Raw genomic sequence first — 21901 nt, 5'->3', positions numbered from 1 at the left:
ATGTATCGCGAGCGCTTTGGAGCTGATTACGAGTATATGGTGGGGCGTGACAAGATGGAGGCTATCATAGCCCGTAACGGCTTGAACGTAAGGCTCCCAAGGCATCGTCCCCGTACGACAGACTCCACCCACGGGCTGCCTACGTATCCGAATCTGGTAAAGGACATCAAGATTAGGATACGTAGGGATTCCAGCCACGGACTCCCTACGTATCCTAATCTGATAAAGGACCTCATACCGATACGCAAGAATCAGGTCTGGGTGACGGACATTACTTATATCCCTATTTGGAATCACGATGGCAGCTACTCCTTTTGCTACCTCTCGATGATAACGGACAGCTATACCAAGGAGATCATTAGCTGGTATGTAGGCGAGACAATGGAAGCCTGGTGCAGTGTAGAATGCCTCATGAAGGCTCTTGAGACGCTACACGTAGACGAGGTTGTTAATCTCATCCATCACTCAGACAGAGGCATCCAGTACGTCAGTGCAGCATATACATCGCTGCTTCTGGAGGCAGGCATTAAGATAAGTATGACAGAGAGTGGCGATCCTAAGGATAATGCAGTAGCTGAGCGTCAAAACAATACCGTCAAGAACGAGCTTCTAAAGGATATCAAATTCCACTCCATAGGAGAGCTCAGGAGGGCTTTGGATAAAGCAATAACCTTCTACAATAACGAACGTCCACACATGTCGCTGAACAACATGACTCCACATCAGGCAGCCTCTTGTATGGGTAAAATACAGAAAAAATGGATCAGTTTTAGAGAAAAGTATCTAGAAAATTTGGAAATTCAAGAAGGAGCATGTACCTTTGCACCGCAAACCCTGAAAATGATTGAACGGCTTTCCGCGGAGCCTATTCAACAAAAACAAGGGTTAAGAGAGAATTATTCAACTTCTGCCAGGGATAAGGATTAAGGTGCAAAATAAGCATTCAACCTATGGCAGGGTTAAGTTAAAAATCATTCAACTTATTTTAGGGAAGTACAGGGGGCGTAGAAAATCACATCGTCACTGATGATTGGTTTGCCAATGGCAGCATCACCTGTGTTGATAAACTGAAGAAACTGTTCAATAAGTTGTCTGTTTGTATTCATATCTTGAATCGTTATAGAAATTAAAATTATTGATTATTCTTGTACCTCTCACCAACGAAACCGTTGCCGACCTCACCTGCAATGAGGTCGAAATGTTGAAATACCGGCGGTGTTGGAGACAGGTCGTAATAGTCCATCTCTGCTATTGGCAGGCAGAAGTATTCCATCTGGTCATAACTTGTATAAAGGCGGGGCAGCACGGGATTATTATCATATATCCATCGTTTCACATCGTCTTCGACATTGAAGTTCACCATCCCTGAACATCTGACGGATATATTATCTGCGTAGGCCAGTATCTCCACATTGGGATTCAGGCGCAACTCCCGATAGACAGCCTTCTTAGCAGAAGTGGCAAAGTAGAGCACATGCCCTTCCTGTTTCATAATCTGGAAGATGCGCAACTTAGGAAGATTGCCCTCGCACGTTGCAAGGGCAATCTCTTTGTGGTCTTTCAGAAACTGAATTGCTTTGTCGAACATCTCGCTTACCATTTCAGTTCTTCCTGCAGGATGACACCATCAGTCATGGGACTGTCAGCCTCGGTGAAGGCATTGGCCTTGTACTGGATGCAGAGCATGGTCAGGTTCTCGCTGCCCGTGTTCTTCAGCGCACGCTTGCCATCGGGAGCGACACGGATGATGGTGCCCTCGCTGACGGGGAATACCTCACCATCCACCTGATACTGGCCTTCACCCTTCAGGATAATGTAAAGTTCCTCGTGAGTCTTGTGGGTGTGCAGGAAACCGCTGTCCTGACCAGGAACGAGTGTCTGGAAACTCAGTTCGCTGCCAGTTGCACCTACGGCCTGACCTGCAAATACTTTGCCCTGAATGGTTACGTTCGGTCCCATGGGGAGCACGTGCTCGATAATCTCACTCATCTTACCTACGCTTACTGCGCTGAAGTTCTTTCCACTCTTAATTGTTTCAATCTGTTTCATAATTCTTATTCGTTTAAAATGTTATTTGTTCGTTTTGACGCTGCAAAGGTACGGCAAGTTTTTCATTCCCACAAGAAGGCACTTTTTGGTGAGATAGTTACCAAAAAGTAGGAATTGTGATGTTATCGTACTTCTGCGAAAGTGGCGTTAACTTAGATTAACTAAGTGTAATTTGGTAATTCAGTAACTATTGGTTATCTTTGCACTAAAATCATGAATTATGGCAGATATTAAAGCAGAGTATTTGACTTGTCCAATCAGGCAAGTAGTGAGTCGTTTCGGTGACAAATGGTCTATGCTGGTGCTCTATATGCTCCACACCAGCGAGACTGGCGTATTGCGCTTCAATGAGATCCGTCGTCTGATGACGGACTGTTCCCAGAAAATGCTCTCGCAGACGCTGAAGAATCTGGAACAGAGTCACCTTGTTCATCGTGAGGTCTATCCGGAGGTTCCTCCCCGAGTGGAGTATTCCCTAACAGAGACTGGCAAATCGCTGATGCCTACACTTTCTGCTCTGATAGCCTGGGGCAAGGAGCATTTCAATGAAGTGGTAACAGATTAACATTGGGACTGTCAATGACGTTACGCGAACTCATACAATCAGTGGATTCTGAGCAATACAGCGATTCCCCGCTATATCAGAAATTATGTGAGACTAAGCCTGAATATGGTTCAAACAGGCATATTCAGGTAAAGCTAGTTGGTGGTGAGATAACCATTACCAATGTTCATGTAGGATCGATGGGTGACATTATCACTTATCCTATTGATGTAGATCCAGACCTGAATATATCTAAGGTGCAACTTCTCGATGCTATCCTACATGAGCTATCCTCCAATGGTTTCAGTGACTCTGAGGTGTCTGATTTCTGGGATGACTTTGATAATCTTCAAAAAGCAAAGATAGTAAGATGAATTTGCCCAAGTTTATAATAACTATGGATGGCTACTTTCGCCTTGGCATGGTTAATCAGCAAAAAGACCTGCTGAAGTCGGGTGACCAATGTATCGGAGGTGGGTACTACCATTTTGATTTCGTATCAAATCGCATCATTCTAGACAGAGAATCATACGACTTTGGCCGTCCTAAGTGGCATCTGCTGGAGGTGTTGAAAGTACCCTCAACCTACCGAGGTCTTCGAATCGTGTACAAGTATGACGACGGTTTCCACGATGACTTTAATGTCAGTGAGGAACTGAAAATAGAATATTATGACTAAGCGTATGACAGAGAAAGAGAAGATGCTGGCAGGTGAAGTTTATTCTGCCGTTGCCCCGGAACTGATAGAAGAACTGATGGCGACAAGAGAGGTTCTTTATGAATATAACTCACTGCGTCCGTCTGAAACCCAGCGGATGAAGGAAATCCTGAAGGGCTTGCTTGGTCATGTGGCAGATGATGACTTTCTCATCAACCAGCCGTTTCACTGCGACTATGGCAAACAAATAAGCATAGGCAGGCGATTCTTTGCCAATTTCAACTTCACCGTCCTCGATGAAGCCCGTGTCACCATTGGCGATGACTGTTTTATTGGCCCTAATGTCAGCATCTATACGGCCTGTCATAGTACCGATCCTGTAGAGCGCAACAGCCGTCAGGAATGGGCAAAGCCTGTCACCATTGGTAATAACGTATGGATTGGAGGTAGCGTGACCATCCTTCCAGGAGTAACCATCGGCGATAATGTTACCATCGGAGCAGGCTCCGTCGTGGTTGGTTATATTCCGTCAAATACCGTTGCCGTAGGAAACCCTTGTAAGGTCATAAAGAATCTATGAAAGACTTTGATTCCATCTGGCGCACTCAGGACGAGATAAGAACGGTGGTCAATGCTGTTCTGGGTGAATGTATCTGGAACCTGAGCTATAATGAGAGACTGATGGCCATTGAACTGGAGTTGGCCAAGTATTTGGAGGAGGAAGAGGTTGGCAAGCTTATCAATCAGTTTTCTGTACCTGCAGACTATGACGGTGTAGGCTCGAAAGGAACAAAGTTCGTGTTTTACGTGTAAAAAGGGAACTCCCATTTCTGAGAATTCCCGTGTCCTTTTTTGAAGGCATATGTAGAGGCAAAACGTGCTCTTTATCTGCGTCCAAAGTGACCTGTGTTGCTGTGTCCGTGGCGTGGTGTGTTGCTGGCCAAGGTGTGGTTTGAAATACCGTGACGCTTGTCAACTTTCACAGGAGCCTTTGGGTGATGCGGAGCAGGTACAGGATGGTGCACAGCTGGAGCATGGTGATGTACTGCGGGCTTGTGCATGTGAGCATAGTGCGAGCCGTGAATCCTGTTGTGGCCGCCCTTGTAGGTCACGAACACCGTTGGACGGTCATTGTAGAAACGGCCTCTGTTGTAGTGAGAGTACACTGCGAACGTCCAGCTACCAGCCTTCCAAGCCACAGGACGATAGAAGTGTGAGAGTGCCACATACTTGTCGTACTGCCAGCTGTTCAGGACATAGCGGAGATCAGCGTTACGGCGATCCCACCAGATGCCGAAGACATCACCGTGTCCGTTCAGGCTCATCAGGTAGTCGAGATTGATCTCATAGACAGCCTCATACTGTGCAGCGGTGAGGTTAAGCTCGTAAGCCATCTTGTCAGAGAGGAAGAGGGCCTCGTTCTTTGCTGCATTATAGCTCATTGCTTTGGCCGAGATAGTCATAACCATCATCATTGCCAGGATCATCATCTTCTTCATATCTTTATCTCCTATACTTTAGAGTTGGACATTTTGTTTCTTGTTCACGGTGCAAAGTTCGGAAATAAACTATAGTTTTGCAAAGGATAAGTCCTAAAACGAAAGAGGCAAACTCCTAAAGATTCTGGGGATTTTCCCCTCTATCATACAAAAGTTTGCTATAGCCCATAGAATCTTCTTGCTCTGGCAAGCGTCTCCTTTCGTCGCCGAGCGGTCATTCATTATCTTTGCGGAAGCAAGAATTATCTGCATATTTAACTTCTACCCATTTAATTGTTCTTCAAGAAATTCTGCTGCATCAGCTACACAGTCAGGACATTCTCTGAGTACCACCTTTGTTCCGATACCTTTCAGCAGCTTGCATTGTGTGGCTCCGTTTCTCTCTTGGAACTTGGTCATTATCTGACGCATCTGTTTCATGGACTTTGCCTTATCTTTGTTAACTAATCCCAGAACGAGGCCAGATCCAACAAGTGCGCCACATGTACCTTCCATATTACCCATACCACCACCAAAAGCCCCAGCAATGTTCATGGCTTCATCCTCACTGATTCCAGCTATATCTGCGTAGGTGTGAAGAATTGCTTGGGCGCAATTATGGCTGTTGCACCTCTTTTTCTCTGCTGCTATTTGTTTTCTTGTTTCCATTTATTCTTTTTTCTTTTTGAGTTTATTTTTTAACCGCTTGTAACCCTCAACACCAAGAATTGTAAGACCTCCATATTGACAGGTCTTAGCCAATCCGAATAGTATAGTCCATAAGATTCCCTTTGCAGCAACACTTGTTGGTAGCAGCATCTGGGCGAAGGAAAGGATATAGAAGGGTATGCAGCACAAAAGAACAATAACACCAGTTCTGAAAGAGAGCGACTGGAGCCAGTGTTTCACTATATGAAAAAAATGAATGAAGGCATCCTTTGGGGCATACCATATCATTCTTGGCCCTGCCCAGCGCATCACTTCACGGATGGCCTCGCGCTCTTTAGGAGCATAGCAATGGGTAGGACAATCCTTGCAAGCTGACTTCTGTTCGCCATACGTGCAATGATCAAGACGACGACAAGCGAAGTCTGCCAGATGCAAGTATTCATCCGGCATTGTGTCCTGATGAAGATGATGGAGACAATACAGCTCAATCATCTTACGGACTATTCGCTTCTCTTGCTCAATCCTGGTCATTTCATTCTGCCATATTTCATTTCTTCACCCTGTTTATCATACTGTTTACGCTTACCAACGGGAGGTTCAGTCAGAGTAATCCTAACCACTGCTGTCCGTTCGAGACTTCTGGCAATAGCATCATCGAAAGCATCCATATGATGAGGGAGAAAATGCTGGCAGATAGCTCTCAGACCAGCAATCTTCTCTTCGTGGTCTGTCACAATCTCTGCCTTGCCTACGGCGGTTGCAGATTTGTATTGTAGCGTAAAACTTCCATCTTTAGGGCCAACCGTAGGCGCACATTTAGTAACTGCCGAGAGGAATACAGTCGGACAGTGACGAATGCAGTCCAACTTGTCACCCTCCAAGGCACAATGGAAATAGAAGGTTTTCTCGTCTGTGCGTACCAACGACAGAGGTAATCCGTATGGACTCCCATCTGATTTAATCATGCTGACTGTAACGTATGGTGCCTTATCTAACACCTCCAAAGCGAAGGCGGCATCCATCTCTCTACTTGCTTTTCTCATAGTTGTTTATTCACTAATGCTATAAGTATGTACACTTGAACCTTGGGCTGATGGCAGGTAATTGATACCCCACCAACACATTTGTAAGAGTACGAACGATATGATGATTATCCAAAGGGCCAGCCGCTCACGATGGAGTTGTAACTGGCGGTAGTGGACGTAGATGAGGTAGGCTAGCCAAGTGATGGCAGCCCACGTTTCTTTAGGATCCCACGACCAGTAGTGGCCCCATGCCTCCTTGGCCCATAGGGCACCAAAAAGCATGCCTATGGTGAGGAAGGCAAGACCGACATAAACGAGGTTGTCCGTGATGTCAAACTCTTGGTCAGCGATGTCACTCTTTTTTATAAAGAGCAGATAGATAGCCATCACTGCCGCCGCACCGAGTACGGCGTAGGCGAACATATAGACGATAACATGTGGCGCAAACCAAGGACTCTGAAGGGCGGGCATCAGCGTCTTGTCGTGTATCTCCGGTTTGAACAGATTTACACAGATAAATACCAGGGCGAGAATGGTCGAGAACGACAGGATCCACTTGTACTTCCAGCGCGAATAGACGATGAGACCCGCCAACGGCAGGAAGAACGAATACCAGAGTCGCGTTTCGCCCATCGTGCGCAGTGGCGGTCGCTCCAGCGAGATCCACATAGAAAGGATGAACGAGAAGAAAAAGAGCAAGCCCAAGACAGTTGTCGCGTAGGCCATACCAGTTTTACTCTTCCACGCAGCCCATGCACCCACGGCCCAAAGCAGTACCGCTGCAATTGCGAAATATATAAAATGCTCCCAACTCATACGCGTTTCCTCCCACCAATAACAAACATACAAACCGCTCCTGCCAGCATCATATAAATACCTGTATAGACAAATGGCAGCCACGGGTCGCTCACCAGTTCGAGTATTGATATCTGGCTCTGAGCCCCCATCTGCGTGTCGTAGCCGTACTGATAGATTTTCCAGCCGTCCACCTCGTAGGGCATGTTCACATCAATGGTAGTCTCGATATTCTTGCCCGTCTTCGTCAGTATCTGTATCTCCGAAGCAAAGCGCTTGGCCGAGCCGTCGTCGTAGGTTTCCATGATGAACTTCTTCAGTTCGATGGCCAGATCCATTTCTTTGATAGCACCTCCTTGCTCCATTGCGCGCCATTCAGGTTCGCCAACGCTACAAATCATTTTTACGCGCTGTATGTCGGCATTGCCAAGCGTGGCAGTGGTCAATGCTATGAAAAGGCCGAGATGGTTCAATAAGAAAGGTACATCGCGCTTCATCGACCACTCACCTCTGAATATTTGACGTAATCTGCGATGGATGGTGAGTCCCAGAATCACCGTGATATACACATAAATAAGAACGAACGGCCAGAACGACAGCATATTGTTCAGCCACGTGCCGTTTGCTTGCTGTCGTGTCAGTCCCATGATAATGGTCAGCGCAACAGCATATACCATAGCTGGGATGGCTGCTTGATACGTTGTCATCCATTGGAAGGCATATATTTTTTTACGCAAGTACGCCATCGCTGTCAACATCACAAAGAATCCTGCCAGCACAATGGCGTTAGCTGGCCACGCAAATGCATCCCACATTACAGGACCCACGCTCAGTTCCAGCATCAGTCCTGCAAAGATAAGGCCTCCTCCAATGAGGAAGCCTTCCTTAAATGTCCAGGGTTTCGTCCACATCAGATTTCAATCAGTTTTCCGTTCTTTTTCGCCTCTTCAATCCACTTGGGCTCGATTTCCTGCAGGAAGCGTTGCTTGTTCTCGTTCAGCTTCTGCATGTTGAGACCGATGGCAGCCTGAGCCTTTGCCTTGGTGCTATAATCAGGCACAGGGATGGCTTCGGTATGTCCGTGCTTGGCGGCTACGCGGGCGATGAGCAAACGGGCCTGCTGGGCATAGTCGACTGAGTGGGAGAGCAGACGGGTAACTTCCTGAGGCGCATGGAAAGTAGCACCATGAGAGGCGATGGCATAGTCCCAACGCCACTGGCTCTTGCGCAACAAAGCCTGGATAGGAGCCATCTCAGCCTCTGTAGCTCCCTTGTCGATGATGAACTTAGCCTCGAAATGGGCACGGGCCAGTTCCTGCTCGGCACGGTTGCGCACCTCGTTGCACTTCTCCTGACGGTCGTACACATTCTGGCGCAGCACCTCGGCATCCTGACGGTGACAGGTCTGACAAGTGCGGTCAATCTTGGCCAATGGCGACTGAATCTGGTGGTCAGAGAACTTCACGCCACCTTCCTGCTTATAGGGCATGTGACAGTCGGCACACGATACGCCGCGCTGAGCATGGATACCGTGCTGCGACATCTCCCAACCCGGATGCTGAGCCTTCAGAATCTTCGTGCCAGATAGCGGATGGATATAGTCGTAGAAACCAATCTCGTCGTAGTATTCCTCGGCAGCCTCGCAGGTTAATCCCTTGTCGTGCGGGAATACCAGATAGTTGGCCTTGCCGGGATTCTTCTCGTCGTTAGGCTTGATGAAGTAGTACTCCACGTGGCACTGAGCGCATACCAGCGAACGCATTTCCTGATGGGTAGCATTCTTCACATCCAGACCACGACGGGCAAAGGCCTCGTAGAGGGCAGGACGGGCAGGGCGCAAATCCATGGTGCGGGCATCGTGACAGTCTGAGCAGCCGATGGTATTCACCTCTTCAGCTCCTAACTCACTCCACTTCTTAGCATAGAAGTTTGCAGGATCAAATTGATCCTTACCATTACCCAGTTCGCGCATCATGCGAGGCACATCGGGTCCCTTACACGTCCAGCAGGTGGCGGGCTGCATATCTACGGCGATAGAATCGCTTCCATCGGCAGTCTTTACCATAATGCCTGGATTACCCGTACGCAGAATCTTGCGCATATCCTCAAGGGCGTGCTTATGTCCACGAGGGGTATTGTAGTGGCGCGAGAAGGCATAGCCAGCCCACAGCACCACCATCTCAGGACGCTGCTCAAGCACATCTACCTCCTGCGACGAGTTGTACTTTGATTTGAACGTGGTGTCCTCTGTCATCGCCCACGTCTCGTACTCACGCGGATAGTCAGCCTTGAACTTCTCGTTCTGAGCGATTATTTCATCCTCAAACACAGTACGCTTGTTGTTGAACACACTGGCCACCTCGGCCCTGCGCTCCATCAGCGACGACACAAGCAGTCCCAGGATAAAGACCACTGCCATCGATCCTCCAAACAGGATCCAACCTTGCCATTGTTTCAATTGCTTTGCCATAATATTTTGTTTTTTATTAATTCGTGAAATTGGTGTAATTCGTTGTTTAGTTCATCATGTTTTGCAACCAATCAGGAACGGGAGATGGGGGCAACGGTGTTACGCCTTCAGCATTTGGGGTAGCCATCAGCGAGTTCATGCCGCCGTGTGGCACACCCCGATGACAGTCCCAGCACACCTTACCGCCTGTGGCCAACTGCTGCATATAGCCCATGCGGCCCGTCTTCACAAACTCTGTATTCAGCTGCGTATGGCAGCGGATACAATTGTCCATTACTACCTGGCCTGTTAGCTTCTCGGCCTTGATGGCCTGATGCTCCATGTGGCCCACGAAATATGCCGTGTGCTTCAAGCCGTCAACCGCCTTGAAACCATAATACACAGCCAGATTCTGATGGGGCACGTGACAATCGTTGCACGTGGCACCGTTCTTCTGGTGGTCGATACGTCCATGCGAGGAGTGGCTCCACGTAGCATAGTAAGGGGTCATGATATGGCAGTTGACGCAGGCCGACGGGTTGTCGCCTATAAAATAAGTATGCGCCCTGAGCAGATACATAAACAATCCGCCGAGGCCGCATACGACGCCCGCTATCACCAGCAAACCCACCTTCTGTCGATACGATAGCCAGTCCTTAAAAGCGAAAAAATCCTTTAGCTTCATTCGTTATAGGTATATTTATGTTGCAAATATACGGAAAATATTCCAAACTGCCTAATTTTAGGACATAATAATTGTTAATCCGCCATTCTCTTCTCAAATCTGAACAGACCGTCCTCCTGGTCAAACTACTCTATCCTAAGCGGGACACAGAAGCCCTCCCAACAAGCTACTCTGTCACAATTATTTCGGTGCTTGTTATACCAATCTAAGTTTCCGAGGCTTTCTTGGCTATGCGCGAAATAATAGCGAATGCTGATTTATACCAACGATGTCTATTCGGAGTCCGCCGAAGCGGAAACCAACGGCAAAATTACACAAAAATCTTCAATTTAGTAACACAAAACAACAAAAATCACACAAAAAGTGATGAATAAGTTTATTATTCTTCTTTCATACGCTCAGATTTAGGGGAAAATCCCCAATGTCACAAAAAAGATAGCCGATAATGTGTTTTTTTGAATTGAATTAGCGTTTTTCAAAATAAAATTTGTAATTTTGCAGCAGAAATTCAAAATGTCAATTTGAAGAAATGATTAACAAGACGGTCTTAAAACAGATTTTGGCATCCAACCAGAAGGATGTGGAGAATTATCAGGTTATGCCCCGTGAGTTACCTTCCGACGAGTTCGAAAGGCGCGTGTTCATTGGTGTTCGTCGGGCAGGTAAATCTTTTATGCTCTATCAGAAGATGCAGCAGAAACTTGCCGAAGGTCATGGTTGGGACAGTATGCTTTATCTGAACTTTGAGGATGACCGTCTGTCGGATTTCTCGGTAGAGGACTTCGAACTGATTCTGGAGTGCCACGCGGAAATGTATGACCAGCGGCCTATGCTGTTTCTCGACGAGGTGCAGAATATTGACGGCTGGGAGAAGTTTGCCCGTCGTATGGCAGATGCAAAGTACAAAATGTGGATTACCGGTAGTAATGCCAAGATGCTGTCATCTGAGATTATGACTACCCTTGGAGGCCGTTACCTCACTACCGAGGTGTATCCCTACAGCTTCCAGGAGTTTCTGGATGCCAAAGGTGTTCCCTATGACGAACACGCACTTCTCGCTACTGAGAGTCGTGCCAAGATGCTGCGCCAGTGGAGCGAGTACCTGTATTGGGGCGGCCTGCCTGAATCTGTCAACCTCAGTGTCAAGCGCGACTATCTGACCAGCACCCTGCAGAAGATATATCTGGGCGATATCGTCAGCCGCAACAAGATTTCCAACCCTAATCTACTTCGTCTGCTCTTGAAGAAACTCGCCGAAAGTGTCAGGCAGCCTGTTTCCTACAACCGGCTATCCAATGTTTTGTCATCTGTAAGCGGTAAGATCACTATGCCTACCGTGAGTAAATATATTGAATATAGTGAAGATGCCTGGCTCCTGCTGCGCCTACGCAATGTCTCTGCCGCCTTTGCCGACAAAGAGACTTCGTGCAAATACTATTTCGTAGACAACGGCGTACTCAATCTGTTTCTTCTCGACGGTGACACTGCACTGCTTGAAAATCTGACAGCCTTGACTCTTTTCCGAAAGTATGGACATGACAAGGATAATGAACGGGTGTTTTTCTATAATGACAAGGTGGAAGTGGATTTCTATGTTCCTGAAGACAAACTAGCCATTCAGACTTCTTTTAGCATATCCAAGGCAGGGTCAACTCGCGAACGTGAAGTGGATGCCCTAAATAAGATTCCTAAGGTACTTGCTTGTGACCGCCGTATCATTCTTACCTATGAAGAGTCGGACACTATCACTGATGATTTTGGCACCATAGAGGTTATGCCATTATGGAAATGGATTCTCGGACAATAAAAAACTATTGCTGTCCGATAAAAATCGGAATTGATTAAATCTTGTTTGTGAATGTCTGTAAACAGGCGATTCTGTTCAACTTTTCAAAAAGTAAGCCCCCCTATGGTGAAAATTGCAGTTCCAATTGCACCGTATTCTGGGCCGTTTCGAGAGAATTCCAGTATCTAAGCCGTTCTGCCCATGCCTGTTTCGGACAGTTCAGCAACGTAACGAAATTGACATAGTTCCCAATCGTCAGTCTTGCAAGCGTGACGATGTTCGAGAATGCGAGTTTGCACTTTGCCTTGTGCTGCATCACTCTCAGGAGGAGATAGGCTATCATGGTCACCCATATCTGGACTTCAATGGCGTTGACGTTGTCGCCAAGGAAGTATTTAAGCGGAAAATTCTGCTTCAGTTTCTTGAAAAGGCACTCAATAGCCCAGCGTCTGCGGTAGGTCTCACAGATCTGTTCTGCAGACATCTCGCTCTGATCCAATACGTTGGTAATGAATGTGACAGTATCTTTACCGTCATCACTGCGACGGACTATCCTGCGGCAACGGTATTTGCCTTTTACGTATTCACGCACTGTCACAATGCCTGATTTAGGACGACGCCCACGTCTGTGGCTCAATTCCTCTTCAGTCATGGGGCGCTCTACGAGTTTGTTTGAAGATAACTCGATGATCTGGTCGGCTATGATATCCTTCTCAGGACAGCTCCTTTTCTCGATGATTTCGAAGCGGGCATTGTCCTTCTGGCGGGTAACAAACTTGTATCCTTTCTCGGTCAACTGCTTCCATATCAGATAATCGTTGTATCCCATATCAAAGGTAATGAACGAGCCTTCTGGCAGGGAGAATATTCTCTTCATCAGCTCATGGTCACTCGTGGCAGCTGCAGTAAAATCGACAAATATAGGCAGGTCAATATCCTCCTGAATGATGGTGTGAGCCTTGATGCCTCCCTTTTTCTTTCCATTTTCGGAATTGCGGCCAGCACCCTTGAGAATCTCTGAGAACAGCGTTATCGTCGTAGAATCCATGATGTAAATCTTGGTTGCCGTCTCATGTTTTGTCCGGCTGTCCGATAAAACTGGGGCATATTTTCTGAAGAGAGAACGATATATACGGCCAAAGAAAGATGAAGAACGGCGTCTGTTGGCGTCAGACAGCGTACTGCGACAGATCATATGGTCAAGACCGAAATGATTCATGCGGGTGGCATTCGCCTCAAAACCCAGACAAACCTCTCGCAAAGAACGCAGGTTACACAGTACAGCATACAGCATAACAACGAGATGAGAGTACCCGTCGAGGTACTTTACGTAGCGGTCTGAGCCCGTTTTTGACGCTAAAGTGTTAATATTTTGCCTGTCCATCAATTTTATTAGCTGACTTAATACCGGCTGTCCGGAGAAATTTGTACCTTTGCCCATAGATTTGATATTTTGGTTGTAGCAAACGCAAAATTACAAATCTTTGGGGACTTATCGAAAACCTGTCCCCATGATTCACGAATGCAGATAATAAAACTAAAGAGGTCTTCGTGTGGCCTCCAGGCCATATGAAGAACTTGTTGTACGGCTGTCGGGCATGAATCTATGGGGATTAACTTCGGTTTGACTCTTGGTTATGCGTCGTCAGGAAGGAAAGAAATCAGCGTAGCCGATGACGAAAAAGCCGTCCGCGATAGTAATAAGAGGCTGCTGGTACAGCCGAATCGGTCTCATAGCCATTCCCCGTTGCGACAACCCCGACTACACGACAGAGAACCTGCAAATCTTCGACTTCGAGCTCACACCTGCTGAGATGGCCATCATCAGCGGACTGAACCGCAACGAGCGTACATACGAGAAAAACGATCCCGACAACTTCCCGTGGTAATGATTTCTGTCTGGTACCTCAGCCAATAGGCCTCTTCTAAATGTTAACCCCCGGCATTTCTAAAGGAGTGTCGGGGGCACTTCTTCTAGTATTCTCTGGTCAAGGCTCATTCCACCTCCATCTGTCCGCTATAGCTGATAGACTCCCTGTTTCTGGCAGTGACATCAATGGATGTACTGCCTCCCTTACTGCCACCATACGACACGTTGCAAGCCCGTCCGAAGTATGATTAAAAGGTCTTATCTCCTAAATAATCACAAAAGAATCCTCCATATCACCGAGATACGGAGGATTTTTCGTACCTTTACACCCGCAAACAAAAAAAACAAATCAATAAAAAATGAGAAGATACATCCTTATCGCTGTTCTATTCACTTTTATCCTAACGGGACGGGCGCAGCAAGTGAGGATCGAGCAGGAGCAGATACACATCGGAGATGACCCGATGGAGTGGCTGCTAAAGACCGACGGAACGCAATATGCCTGGGTGACGGAACAGTACCAATGGGGGAAATGCTACTACGATGCCGACGGCGGCATCACGGTGAAGTCGGAACGGCGGCAGGAAGGCGACAACATCGTGGAGACCTATACCTTCACCAACACCACAAAGAAAAGGGTGACGGTGAAAAACATCGGCATCTACACCCCATTTAATGACAATTATCCTGATGCCAAGACATGCATGACCTCACGTTGCAACGTGCATATCTGGCCGGGCGGCAAGGCTGCTTACGTCAATGCCATGCGGATGAACGGCGTGGGGCCTCACCTTGGACTGATGGTTACTGAGGGCGAAATCGTCGACTACGATGTATGGGAGCGCGGCGCGAAAAAAGGCATGTCGAACTTCCGTGGCGTCTTTGCCCTCTGTCCGCCAGACATGACGCTAAAGCCCAGACAGAGCTACCGGCTACAGTGGCGGCTCTTCGCGCATAATGGCGCGGACTTCGACGAGCAGCTGCTCCGTCAGGGAGGCATGATAGCCCGGAGCGACAGGTATGTCTATGCCGTAGGGGAGACGGCCCGCGTGGAATTCGTCACTGCCAAGGGTACAAAGACCGTCACGAGGAAGATTGCCGAGGGCGACAACCGTGTGGAATATAAGGGTACCCATGCCCTGCTACTGGGCATCAGCGGTGAACGCGAATTAATGGAAAAGCGCATCCAATTTATTCTCGACCATCAGCAGATGATGAATCCAGAAGACCCTCGCTTCGGGGCGTTCATGTGCTATGATAACGAGGGCGACAGCATCGTGACCAACTATACTCGCAGTGACCTTGACGAAGGACGCGAGCGAGTAGGTATGGGAATCCTCTTGGCGGCCTATGGCCTAAATGATAAAGGAGAAATGAGAAATGAGAAATTAGCTACCGCCTTGGAACGCTACGCCAAGTTCGTCCGCGAAAAGATGCAGCAGGAGGACTACACCACGGGATCGAGCGTGGTGCGAAAGTCGAAGAACCGGGGCTACAACTATCCCTGGGTAGCCGACTTCTACTTCCGCATGGCTCTGCTGACAGGCAACAAACAGTATGCCCTCGACGGCTATGCTACGCTGCAGGCCCTATACCGTAATTTCGGATACGGATTTTACTGCATCGACTACCCTGTCATTACAGGTCTTAAAGCACTGGAACAGGCCGGCCTTGATTTTGAGCGTCATCAGTTGCTCTACGACTTCAAGGCCACTGCCGACATCTTCATGAAGAATGGTCTGGATTTCCCCAAGTTTGAGGTAAACTACGAACAGTCCATCATAGCCCCTGCCGTTCAATTCCTTTGCGAAGTCTATCAGATTACGGGAGCAAAGCAATACCTGGATGGAGCCAAGAAGATGATGCCTGCATTGGAAGCACTGCAGTGGCACCAACCCTCCTACCACATGAACGAGATTGCCATCCGCCACTGGGACGGCTATTGGTTTGGCAAGCGCCAGACCTACGGCGATGTCTACCCCCACTACTGGAGTTGCATCACAGCCGCCGCTTTCCACCGCTTTGCTCAGTGTACTGGTGACAATTCCTACCAACTTCGTGCAGAGCAGACAGTGCGTAACAACCTCAGCCTTTTCTTCGAGGACGGCAAGGCCACGTGCGCCTTTGTCTATCCCCATCGCGTCAACGGTGATACTGCCAAATATGCTGATGCCTACGCCAACGACCAGGACTGGGCCCTGATGTATTGGCTGCTGGTAAACGTGAAATTATCAAGGGAATGAAGTATGCAACACAAGCGTATGAATTGGGAAAATCATTGTGAAACAGGTACCAGGTACCTGTTTCATGCACATCCATCTTGTCGATGCCACCACTCCCCTCGTTAGCCTTGACTTGTATGTACGCTCTGTTAAGGTTGTCGGGAGTCAAGATGTACTCAAGCATCCTGCCTGACGTTAGTCGCACTTCTACGAGGTCGTCTCCGACCATCCCAATCAAAGTCTGCGCTCCCTCATAGCTTTCGCGTTCCGCACTATCATTTTGAGGGCAGCTTTCCTGTGTTTTCTGCCTTTCTTCCTTCATCGGGTAATCTAATGTCGTAGCTCGTTTGGTTAAGTTCTGCCCTTCACCAAGACCAACGAGCTTTAAGGTCTCGGCTACTATGGCGTCTGCTGACTTCTGCGGGTTCGCTGGTGCTGCTTGCCTACAGGCTCGCCCCGCAGACCTCCTCGGATAAGGGCATCGTCTTTCCATCTTATGCCTGCCACATTTACACTCACCGTTCCGAATAGCTATCGGGCTTGGGCTTGTCTTGCAGCCTTACCCACGGCTCCGCGCCTTATATGTGGTTTCTGTTCGTCAGGCCAGATGTTTGCCGTAAGCTTCTTTCAGATTCCGCCTCGCGACGGACACCCTTGCTCTTGGCTATGTGATTCCCGCTATTAGGGCTCACTCGGGACTTGCACCCGTTAGACAATACTCATGCCGAGCATACAAACAAGTCCGCAATGCCTGTTTATCGGCACTGCGGACACATGATTTTTCGCTTTTCAACTTTTAGCGGACAGCAATAATAAAAAACTGAAAAAAGATAATGAAAAGAAGTCATATACTGGAAGAACGCCGAAAACTGGTGAATCCAGACATTCGCAAATCCGTTACCGAGGTGTTTGATAGAATTGATGCTGCAAGTGATGCTAACGACGAACCTCAATTGAAAGTGTAGAGGTTACCGTCAAATTCCCTTTGTTTTTCCAGTTCCTGCAGCTCTTCATCAAGACTGATATAATCATCAGTAATCATTGAAATATACCATGCCACAGAGTGAATCCTTTGCGTTTCTTCAAGTACGGCATGGTATTTTTCATCAGACCTGACAGAATATTCACAATACTCAGTAAAGTTCAACGTACCGAACATCCTGCCAGACGAGTATTCGATGTACAGTTCATCAAATAACTCTGGCCAGCTACCGTCTGTTGTAGCCCTTAACTTGTTGATCTCGCAAAGACAGGTTTTCATGCTCGATTTTACCTTGTTCTTCTTGCTTGCTAAGAGGCTCTTCCTACGTTTGAACTCTTTTGGATCGTCACGTTCCATATCATAGAACATATTCAGGAAATCGGCTTCTATCCCGAGGTCATATGCCTTGCTTAGTGCGTCATCCAGACAAATCTTTGTCTTCAACTTGTATGGTATGTCCAACCTGTAGGTTCGCAGGAAATCCCACTGTTCATAGATGGTCATGTCCTTCATCTTGAAGAACCAAGTCATAGGAATTGCTATCTGCTGTTTGTTGATCCTGATTATCCTTGCCTCCTCATAGGTTGACGTGGGAATATATGTCTCAGCATCCACTATCATGTAGTCATCCGGCACGCATACTTCGTGTGCATAAAGCCTCTTGTCCCGTGAATCCCTATTCTTGGAATCTTTCGGCAGCCATCGGCCTCTGGCTGATAAATCAATCTTCAGTGGAATGTAGTTGCGACGGTCATGCCCGAACAGCATATTCCCGTCGTAGGTCATGGCATCAGCCATGTTCCTATAATAAATGCTCACTGAGTCCATACGTTAATATCACAATACAACTATACGTCAATACGTAAATATATCAATACAACTATATATGCAGCGTTCCATATAACAATACTTTTATTTATATGTACACGCATACATGCATATAGCAATACTCCTATACAACAAACTGTTAATATATGAATCTGTCAATACGGTAATACGGATATACTACAATACCGTATTCGACGCTATCAGCTTTTCAACTTTCTCCTTCGGTTTGCCTTTGCCCCGATGCTTTTTGGGCTCGTCATCAGCATCATCCTTGGCTTTCTTCTTGCCAAGCTGTTTTTCGAGGGTGGCAATCCTTGTCTTCAGTTCCTTGATCTTCGCTTCGTATTTCAGATTCAGCTTGACGAGTTTCCCGTTATCCTGCCATGCTATAGCGGCTTTCATCACTTCTGCACGGAATTCTTCACTGACTTCGCCCAACTCCTCGAAGCCAACATGATATATGAATCCATCAAGCAGCTTCTTAGGATTGAAATACATGAATCCTTGCTTCTTTTCGCCCTTCTCGATATCAAGCGTATAGCCGTTTGGCACCGTTCTTACGTTGATAACCAACTTGTCTTCCTTATCCTGCTGTGCCATCAGAGTTTGATTTTTGAAGCGTTCAACATCGTGTCCTTGTGTCTGGCGAAGTCCGTCAGACGTGGAAAGCAGGAATAGATATTCGAGCAGTTCCTGGTTGATGACTTATACAACTCCTCAATGGTCTTGGACAGGGTACGCCCAGCAGTTGAAAGGGGTAGGAGTAGGTAGATATGGTCATAGTCCTCATTGCCGATTGCTTCCATCCAGGCATTGAGGTTCGTCACCTGATTGAGAATCAATACATCACTCCATTCGGGAATTTCCTTGAAGATTTGCCCGTGAAGAGACTCGTAGGCAAGGAAGTCAATATAGTCGGCAAAAAGAAGAAGATGGCTGTCTTGGACATCCTTCTTTGGCTTCCGTTTGATGAAAGTAAGTCCTTTTTTGCCGAATGTCACAGGACTCTGGCAGTAGATGTCACTGTAAATCTCCAGTCCTCCGTTCAGGTTCTTCATACAGATGGCGTGAACCATGCAGCTCATGCAGTCGAACTCTATGCCGTTGCAATAGCGGTCAATCACTTCCTTGGAAATGTTTGTACGCTGCATCTGCTCCAATGCGTCCTCACTGGGTTTCTCTCTCACTTTGATATGTTTGGCATATCCGAAATTCAGGTGATTGAGGAACCTGCCTTTAGCGGCTGCCTCTTTACCTCCTAAACGTTTTCCTGTTGACATTATCGTAAAATTCTTGTTCTGTCAGTTCCTGTAGTTCGCTTGCCTGATGGCCGAGACGGAAGAAGTCGGAAATATCCTTCTCCTGCTTGGTTCCTGCAAGCGGTAATTTCACCTGGGCCACATTCTTGTAACCCAGATTCCTTGTTTCCTCCACTCGCGAGCTGGCTTCCTTCAGACCCGTTTCATCGGTGTCATATAGGAAGACCAGCCTTTCAAAGCGTCCGGAAAGAGACTGCAGAAGTCCTTGTGGAACCTTCGCAGTCTCGCTATTTAAACTAATCGTATGAAATCCATGAGAAGAGAGGCTGAGAACGTCTTTCTCGCCTCCAGTGAAATAAAGCGTCTCTCCATGCTGTGACAGCTGATCCAATCCGAAAACATACGGATGGGGCAGCTTTCCGGCATAGACAAAACGGTGAAAATGGCCTGGGCGATAGATTTTCACGCCCTCACCACCTCCGAAATAATAGCCGAAGAAGGGACTTCCGTCTGCTTGGATCTCGTAAGGTGTACCATCCTTCTTCTGTGAGCTGAAATAGTTGACACTCTTTACGTTATATCGCTCCAGAGTCGCTTCATCAATACCATACTGTTGCCAGTAAGCTTTCTCTGCTGACGAGAAATGCTCGTTGACTCTGATGTTGAAGGGAAGAATCGTGTTGGAATTGGAAGGTACAATAGTCGCTACGAACTTGGGCTTCTCGGACTTCTGGGTTACTGGCTTCTTGTCATCCTTGAAGATGTTCAGGCAAAGCTCGTTGTCTATAACCCGAAGGATTTCCTCAAAGTCGTTGTGATAGTCCAGGTTCTCCCATTTGGCAACGAACCAGAAACAGTCACCGCGCTCTCCACTATCACCGAAGTCCACGAGAAAATATCTCCCGCAGGTCTTGCCGTAATAGAGGTTGCAGCTGGCAATGGTGTCCGTATAGAACGGATTCTTGAACTTTACTCCAGCAACAACCTTGTCGCCAAGATAGTGCTGGAATACCTTCAAGCCGCCGTCAGTTGCCCTGAGAATGTCATCCTTTTCCTTCAGATCCTTCATCATTGCTTCATTATCAGGGCATGAGTCTGTAGAGAGAAAATAAGTTCCTTGATTTCCGTCAGAGAGTACCAGACGGCTGAGTTACGGGAGTCCCCCATCTTCACAGGAACAAGCAGGTTATCCCTACGCCATCTCTTCAACATAATGGGCTGATAGCCCATTTTCTCCAAATAGCGTTTGGCATCCTCCTGCTTAATCCTGTCATCCTCAGGATCTCTGGTCTTGATGTATCTCTGAACACCAATATCTGCCGATGCAGAGATAATGTTTCTTAATTGATTCAACGTAATTTCCATATTCGTATTGAACTTTTTTGTGCCTGTTTGTGGTACAGGCTTTGGCTTTTCAAAGAATCGGCGCAGTTTTCTGCCTTTCACAAGGCAAAATGAGGCATATTCGACGCAAAACCTCATTTTTTGTAGCAAGATTCAATAATTTAACACCCATTTTCTTTTGAAATCCAATCTTTTTTTTTTAAATTTGCACCCGAAACAAGTTATCCTTATCGGATGCGGTTCTTGAAAACGGCTGCAAAGATAGAACTTAATTCTATATTCCGCAAGTGGTTTCTTGTAAAAGGCAATATTTTAACATTGAATTTAACATAGTTTTACTATTCTATGAGAATAATAGACAGGTTTGACCTTTACATGAAGGAGAAGGGACTGAATGACAATCGCGTTACAGTCCAGCTTGGTTTGTCAGTAGGTTCAATCGGTAAGTCCAGAAAAGAAGGACGAGACCTCTCGAAGAAGGCTGTTGCCAAGATTCTGGCTTACTACAACGATCTAGACGAGACGTGGCTTCTAACCGGTAACGGTGAAATGCTGTGTGAGCCGAGAGAAAAGGAAGAGGAGCAGAAGCCTACTCAGGAAGACAAGAAAACTTCAACTCGTTCAACCATTGAGAAACTTGTTGATGGTATCTGCAGTACGGAAGCCATCATTGAAAAATTGGTGGATGAAATCTCCAAATCACATGACCTTGTCGCTAAGCAGCAAGAACAGATGGATCGTGTTCTGACTATGCTGGAGTCAGAAAGAACGGATAAAGGCGAACTGGAGAAAATTCTCAAGAAGAAGTACGAGGGTTCTTTGAAATAAAATCTTAAAAATAATAACGGGTGCCGAAATCGACGCAAAATCGACGCAAACCCGATTTTCGATAAAGTCGCAAACATCGATAAACAGAGGGACTATCGGAGAATTTGATAGATTGCTTGTGGTTCTGAATGTCGTGGGTTCGAGTCCCACCGGGCACCCCAAAGAAACAATCCCTGTAAGTAAACAACTTACTGGGACTTTCTTTTTTACCTCTGTTTTTGAAATATTTCAACGTAGGGTGTACATTGGGTGCAAGTATCTTCAGTGGTTGCTGCAGTGTCATGAATTGTCATTGTCATGATTGTCATTAAGGGTTTGGAGGTTGGAGGGGTAAAATTATCTCTATAAAATATATATTATATATAATATATATTTTATAGCTACTTTTTAGAGTTCAGAAAGCTTAATGACCTTAATGACAATGACAATG

Annotated in this window: 28 protein-coding genes; 12 read left to right on the top strand and 16 right to left on the bottom strand. The window is 46.9% G+C overall.

The genetic code is table 11. The features are described from left to right. A partial coding sequence (locus BUB86_RS16085) for an IS3 family transposase (protein WP_073211516.1) occupies positions 1 to 927 on the top strand: 927 nt, incomplete at its 5' end. Positions 928 to 1132: 205 nt separating this feature from the next. On the opposite strand, the gene BUB86_RS16080 is transcribed toward BUB86_RS16085, so the two are convergent. Next, positions 1133 to 1588, bottom strand: a complete 456-nt coding sequence (locus BUB86_RS16080) for a pyridoxamine 5'-phosphate oxidase family protein (RefSeq protein WP_254795201.1) — start codon at positions 1586 to 1588, stop codon at positions 1133 to 1135. Positions 1589 to 1593: 5 nt separating this feature from the next. Beyond that, a complete protein-coding gene (locus BUB86_RS16075) occupies positions 1594 to 2049 on the bottom strand; it encodes a cupin domain-containing protein (protein WP_033151201.1) in 456 nt (151 codons plus the stop codon). A 220-nt stretch (positions 2050 to 2269) separates the two neighbouring features. On the opposite strand from BUB86_RS16075, the gene BUB86_RS16070 reads away from it, so the two are divergent. Genes BUB86_RS16070 through BUB86_RS16050 form a run of 5 tightly spaced genes read left to right on the top strand, consistent with a single transcriptional unit; the run spans position 2270 to position 4064 of the window. Continuing rightward, a complete protein-coding gene (locus tag BUB86_RS16070; RefSeq protein ID WP_073211512.1) occupies positions 2270 to 2614 on the top strand; it encodes a winged helix-turn-helix transcriptional regulator in 345 nt (114 codons plus the stop codon). Between the two features lie 14 nt (positions 2615 to 2628). Then, on the top strand, positions 2629 to 2967 hold the full coding sequence (locus BUB86_RS16065) for a hypothetical protein (RefSeq protein WP_073211509.1): 339 nt from the start codon (positions 2629 to 2631) through the stop codon (positions 2965 to 2967). 23 nt (positions 2968 to 2990) lie between these two features. Beyond that, complete coding sequence (locus BUB86_RS16060; RefSeq protein WP_073211506.1) at positions 2991 to 3272, top strand: hypothetical protein; 282 nt, start codon at positions 2991 to 2993, stop codon at positions 3270 to 3272. Beyond that, positions 3265 to 3831 carry a sugar O-acetyltransferase gene (locus tag BUB86_RS16055; RefSeq protein WP_254795200.1) on the top strand — a complete coding sequence of 189 codons (567 nt, stop codon included), beginning with the start codon at positions 3265 to 3267 and terminating at the stop codon, positions 3829 to 3831. The genes BUB86_RS16060 and BUB86_RS16055 overlap by 8 nt, the downstream gene beginning before the upstream one ends. Continuing rightward, positions 3828 to 4064, top strand: a complete 237-nt coding sequence (locus tag BUB86_RS16050) for a hypothetical protein (RefSeq protein ID WP_073211503.1) — start codon at positions 3828 to 3830, stop codon at positions 4062 to 4064. Before BUB86_RS16055 ends, BUB86_RS16050 begins: the two co-directional genes overlap by 4 nt. Before the next feature lie 71 nt (positions 4065 to 4135). On the opposite strand, the gene BUB86_RS16045 is transcribed toward BUB86_RS16050, so the two are convergent. The 8 genes from BUB86_RS16045 to BUB86_RS16010 form a co-directional block, all read right to left on the bottom strand. Continuing rightward, positions 4136 to 4750 (bottom strand): hypothetical protein, encoded by a 615-nt coding sequence (locus BUB86_RS16045; protein WP_139261698.1) that lies wholly within the window; start codon positions 4748 to 4750, stop codon positions 4136 to 4138. 261 nt (positions 4751 to 5011) lie between these two features. Then, positions 5012 to 5398 (bottom strand): C-GCAxxG-C-C family protein, encoded by a 387-nt coding sequence (locus BUB86_RS16040; RefSeq protein WP_073211496.1) that lies wholly within the window; start codon positions 5396 to 5398, stop codon positions 5012 to 5014. Continuing rightward, positions 5399 to 5929, bottom strand: coding sequence for a nitrous oxide-stimulated promoter family protein (locus BUB86_RS18185; RefSeq protein WP_073211493.1), 531 nt, complete (start codon positions 5927 to 5929; stop codon positions 5399 to 5401). Further along, entirely contained in the window at positions 5926 to 6441 is a 516-nt protein-coding gene (locus BUB86_RS16030; RefSeq protein ID WP_073211490.1) for a pyridoxamine 5'-phosphate oxidase family protein, read from the bottom strand. The genes BUB86_RS18185 and BUB86_RS16030 overlap by 4 nt, the downstream gene beginning before the upstream one ends. A gap of 6 nt (positions 6442 to 6447) precedes the next feature. Then, on the bottom strand, positions 6448 to 7239 hold the full coding sequence (gene ccsA, locus BUB86_RS16025) for a cytochrome c biogenesis protein CcsA (protein ID WP_073211487.1): 792 nt from the start codon (positions 7237 to 7239) through the stop codon (positions 6448 to 6450). Beyond that, a complete protein-coding gene (locus BUB86_RS16020) occupies positions 7236 to 8129 on the bottom strand; it encodes a cytochrome c biogenesis protein ResB (protein WP_073211482.1) in 894 nt (297 codons plus the stop codon). Before BUB86_RS16020 ends, ccsA begins: the two co-directional genes overlap by 4 nt. Beyond that, a complete protein-coding gene (gene nrfA / locus BUB86_RS16015; RefSeq protein WP_073211480.1) occupies positions 8129 to 9688 on the bottom strand; it encodes an ammonia-forming cytochrome c nitrite reductase in 1560 nt (519 codons plus the stop codon). Before nrfA ends, BUB86_RS16020 begins: the two co-directional genes overlap by 1 nt. 46 nt (positions 9689 to 9734) lie before the next feature. Further along, positions 9735 to 10352, bottom strand: coding sequence for a NapC/NirT family cytochrome c (locus BUB86_RS16010; protein WP_073211477.1), 618 nt, complete (start codon positions 10350 to 10352; stop codon positions 9735 to 9737). Between the two features lie 529 nt (positions 10353 to 10881). Between BUB86_RS16010 and BUB86_RS16005 the strand changes: the two genes are divergently transcribed. Next, the gene (locus BUB86_RS16005; RefSeq protein WP_073211474.1) at positions 10882 to 12159 is read left to right on the top strand and encodes an ATP-binding protein; all 1278 of its coding nucleotides are present in this window, start codon (positions 10882 to 10884) and stop codon (positions 12157 to 12159) included. A gap of 100 nt (positions 12160 to 12259) precedes the next feature. Here BUB86_RS16005 and BUB86_RS16000 read toward each other — a convergent pair whose 3' ends face one another. Next, entirely contained in the window at positions 12260 to 13579 is a 1320-nt protein-coding gene (locus BUB86_RS16000; RefSeq protein ID WP_073211471.1) for an IS4 family transposase, read from the bottom strand. A gap of 232 nt (positions 13580 to 13811) precedes the next feature. Here BUB86_RS16000 and BUB86_RS15995 point away from each other — a divergent pair, with 232 nt between their 5' ends. The 4 genes from BUB86_RS15995 to BUB86_RS18175 all read left to right on the top strand — a co-directional run bounded on the left by BUB86_RS15995 (position 13812) and on the right by BUB86_RS18175 (position 17195). Next, a complete protein-coding gene (locus BUB86_RS15995) occupies positions 13812 to 14027 on the top strand; it encodes a hypothetical protein (RefSeq protein WP_073211468.1) in 216 nt (71 codons plus the stop codon). Positions 14028 to 14367: 340 nt separating this feature from the next. Beyond that, positions 14368 to 16251 carry a hypothetical protein gene (locus BUB86_RS15990; RefSeq protein WP_073211464.1) on the top strand — a complete coding sequence of 628 codons (1884 nt, stop codon included), beginning with the start codon at positions 14368 to 14370 and terminating at the stop codon, positions 16249 to 16251. A gap of 37 nt (positions 16252 to 16288) precedes the next feature. Then, positions 16289 to 16423 carry a hypothetical protein gene (locus BUB86_RS18180; protein WP_262503412.1) on the top strand — a complete coding sequence of 45 codons (135 nt, stop codon included), beginning with the start codon at positions 16289 to 16291 and terminating at the stop codon, positions 16421 to 16423. Between the two features lie 640 nt (positions 16424 to 17063). Continuing rightward, entirely contained in the window at positions 17064 to 17195 is a 132-nt protein-coding gene (locus BUB86_RS18175; protein ID WP_262503411.1) for a hypothetical protein, read from the top strand. Here BUB86_RS18175 and BUB86_RS15985 read toward each other — a convergent pair. The 5 genes from BUB86_RS15985 to BUB86_RS15965 all read right to left on the bottom strand — a co-directional run bounded on the left by BUB86_RS15985 (position 17180) and on the right by BUB86_RS15965 (position 20664). Next, positions 17180 to 18040 (bottom strand): hypothetical protein, encoded by an 861-nt coding sequence (locus BUB86_RS15985; protein WP_139261696.1) that lies wholly within the window; start codon positions 18038 to 18040, stop codon positions 17180 to 17182. The two genes, BUB86_RS18175 and BUB86_RS15985, sit on opposite strands and share 16 nt — an antisense overlap. Positions 18041 to 18217: 177 nt before the next feature. Beyond that, positions 18218 to 18640: a hypothetical protein gene (locus tag BUB86_RS15980; protein WP_073211459.1), complete on the bottom strand. Its 423-nt coding sequence runs from the start codon at positions 18638 to 18640 to the stop codon at positions 18218 to 18220. Continuing rightward, positions 18640 to 19320 (bottom strand): hypothetical protein, encoded by a 681-nt coding sequence (locus BUB86_RS15975; protein WP_073211456.1) that lies wholly within the window; start codon positions 19318 to 19320, stop codon positions 18640 to 18642. The genes BUB86_RS15980 and BUB86_RS15975 overlap by 1 nt, the downstream gene beginning before the upstream one ends. Further along, positions 19292 to 20371, bottom strand: coding sequence for a toprim domain-containing protein (locus tag BUB86_RS15970; protein WP_081373297.1), 1080 nt, complete (start codon positions 20369 to 20371; stop codon positions 19292 to 19294). Before BUB86_RS15970 ends, BUB86_RS15975 begins: the two co-directional genes overlap by 29 nt. Next, complete coding sequence (locus tag BUB86_RS15965) at positions 20368 to 20664, bottom strand: hypothetical protein (protein ID WP_139261694.1); 297 nt, start codon at positions 20662 to 20664, stop codon at positions 20368 to 20370. The genes BUB86_RS15970 and BUB86_RS15965 overlap by 4 nt, the downstream gene beginning before the upstream one ends. A 324-nt stretch (positions 20665 to 20988) precedes the next feature. Between BUB86_RS15965 and BUB86_RS15960 the strand changes: the two genes are divergently transcribed. Then, a complete protein-coding gene (locus BUB86_RS15960; RefSeq protein ID WP_139261692.1) occupies positions 20989 to 21471 on the top strand; it encodes a hypothetical protein in 483 nt (160 codons plus the stop codon). Positions 21472 to 21901 lie beyond the last annotated feature (430 nt).

Source organism: Xylanibacter ruminicola (assembly GCF_900142525.1).
In the GTDB taxonomy this organism is placed as follows: Bacteria; Bacteroidota; Bacteroidia; order Bacteroidales; family Bacteroidaceae; genus Prevotella; species Prevotella ruminicola_A.
Note: the sequence above shows the minus strand (reverse complement) of the source record. Positions and strands in the feature narration are given on the sequence as shown.

What these genes read in the sequence shown, in the direction of transcription:
- BUB86_RS16080 (WP_254795201.1), bottom strand. Translation starts at nt 1,588, where the DNA reads ATGTTCGACAAAGCAATTCAGTTTCTGAAAGACCACAAAGAGATTGCC.
- BUB86_RS16075 (WP_033151201.1), bottom strand. Translation starts at nt 2,049, where the DNA reads ATGAAACAGATTGAAACAATTAAGAGTGGAAAGAACTTCAGCGCAGTA.
- BUB86_RS16070 (WP_073211512.1), top strand. Translation starts at nt 2,270, where the DNA reads ATGGCAGATATTAAAGCAGAGTATTTGACTTGTCCAATCAGGCAAGTA.
- BUB86_RS16065 (WP_073211509.1), top strand. Translation starts at nt 2,629, where the DNA reads ATGACGTTACGCGAACTCATACAATCAGTGGATTCTGAGCAATACAGC.
- BUB86_RS16060 (WP_073211506.1), top strand. Translation starts at nt 2,991, where the DNA reads ATGGATGGCTACTTTCGCCTTGGCATGGTTAATCAGCAAAAAGACCTG.
- BUB86_RS16055 (WP_254795200.1), top strand. Translation starts at nt 3,265, where the DNA reads ATGACTAAGCGTATGACAGAGAAAGAGAAGATGCTGGCAGGTGAAGTT.
- BUB86_RS16050 (WP_073211503.1), top strand. Translation starts at nt 3,828, where the DNA reads ATGAAAGACTTTGATTCCATCTGGCGCACTCAGGACGAGATAAGAACG.
- BUB86_RS16045 (WP_139261698.1), bottom strand. Translation starts at nt 4,750, where the DNA reads ATGAAGAAGATGATGATCCTGGCAATGATGATGGTTATGACTATCTCG.
- BUB86_RS16040 (WP_073211496.1), bottom strand. Translation starts at nt 5,398, where the DNA reads ATGGAAACAAGAAAACAAATAGCAGCAGAGAAAAAGAGGTGCAACAGC.
- BUB86_RS18185 (WP_073211493.1), bottom strand. Translation starts at nt 5,929, where the DNA reads ATGACCAGGATTGAGCAAGAGAAGCGAATAGTCCGTAAGATGATTGAG.
- BUB86_RS16030 (WP_073211490.1), bottom strand. Translation starts at nt 6,441, where the DNA reads ATGAGAAAAGCAAGTAGAGAGATGGATGCCGCCTTCGCTTTGGAGGTG.
- ccsA (WP_073211487.1), bottom strand. Translation starts at nt 7,239, where the DNA reads ATGAGTTGGGAGCATTTTATATATTTCGCAATTGCAGCGGTACTGCTT.
- BUB86_RS16020 (WP_073211482.1), bottom strand. Translation starts at nt 8,129, where the DNA reads ATGTGGACGAAACCCTGGACATTTAAGGAAGGCTTCCTCATTGGAGGA.
- nrfA (WP_073211480.1), bottom strand. Translation starts at nt 9,688, where the DNA reads ATGGCAAAGCAATTGAAACAATGGCAAGGTTGGATCCTGTTTGGAGGA.
- BUB86_RS16010 (WP_073211477.1), bottom strand. Translation starts at nt 10,352, where the DNA reads ATGAAGCTAAAGGATTTTTTCGCTTTTAAGGACTGGCTATCGTATCGA.
- BUB86_RS16005 (WP_073211474.1), top strand. Translation starts at nt 10,882, where the DNA reads ATGATTAACAAGACGGTCTTAAAACAGATTTTGGCATCCAACCAGAAG.
- BUB86_RS16000 (WP_073211471.1), bottom strand. Translation starts at nt 13,579, where the DNA reads ATGGGCAAAGGTACAAATTTCTCCGGACAGCCGGTATTAAGTCAGCTA.
- BUB86_RS15995 (WP_073211468.1), top strand. Translation starts at nt 13,812, where the DNA reads ATGACGAAAAAGCCGTCCGCGATAGTAATAAGAGGCTGCTGGTACAGC.
- BUB86_RS15990 (WP_073211464.1), top strand. Translation starts at nt 14,368, where the DNA reads ATGAGAAGATACATCCTTATCGCTGTTCTATTCACTTTTATCCTAACG.
- BUB86_RS18175 (WP_262503411.1), top strand. Translation starts at nt 17,064, where the DNA reads ATGAAAAGAAGTCATATACTGGAAGAACGCCGAAAACTGGTGAATCCA.
- BUB86_RS15985 (WP_139261696.1), bottom strand. Translation starts at nt 18,040, where the DNA reads ATGGACTCAGTGAGCATTTATTATAGGAACATGGCTGATGCCATGACC.
- BUB86_RS15980 (WP_073211459.1), bottom strand. Translation starts at nt 18,640, where the DNA reads ATGGCACAGCAGGATAAGGAAGACAAGTTGGTTATCAACGTAAGAACG.
- BUB86_RS15975 (WP_073211456.1), bottom strand. Translation starts at nt 19,320, where the DNA reads ATGTCAACAGGAAAACGTTTAGGAGGTAAAGAGGCAGCCGCTAAAGGC.
- BUB86_RS15970 (WP_081373297.1), bottom strand. Translation starts at nt 20,371, where the DNA reads ATGATGAAGGATCTGAAGGAAAAGGATGACATTCTCAGGGCAACTGAC.
- BUB86_RS15965 (WP_139261694.1), bottom strand. Translation starts at nt 20,664, where the DNA reads ATGGAAATTACGTTGAATCAATTAAGAAACATTATCTCTGCATCGGCA.
- BUB86_RS15960 (WP_139261692.1), top strand. Translation starts at nt 20,989, where the DNA reads ATGAGAATAATAGACAGGTTTGACCTTTACATGAAGGAGAAGGGACTG.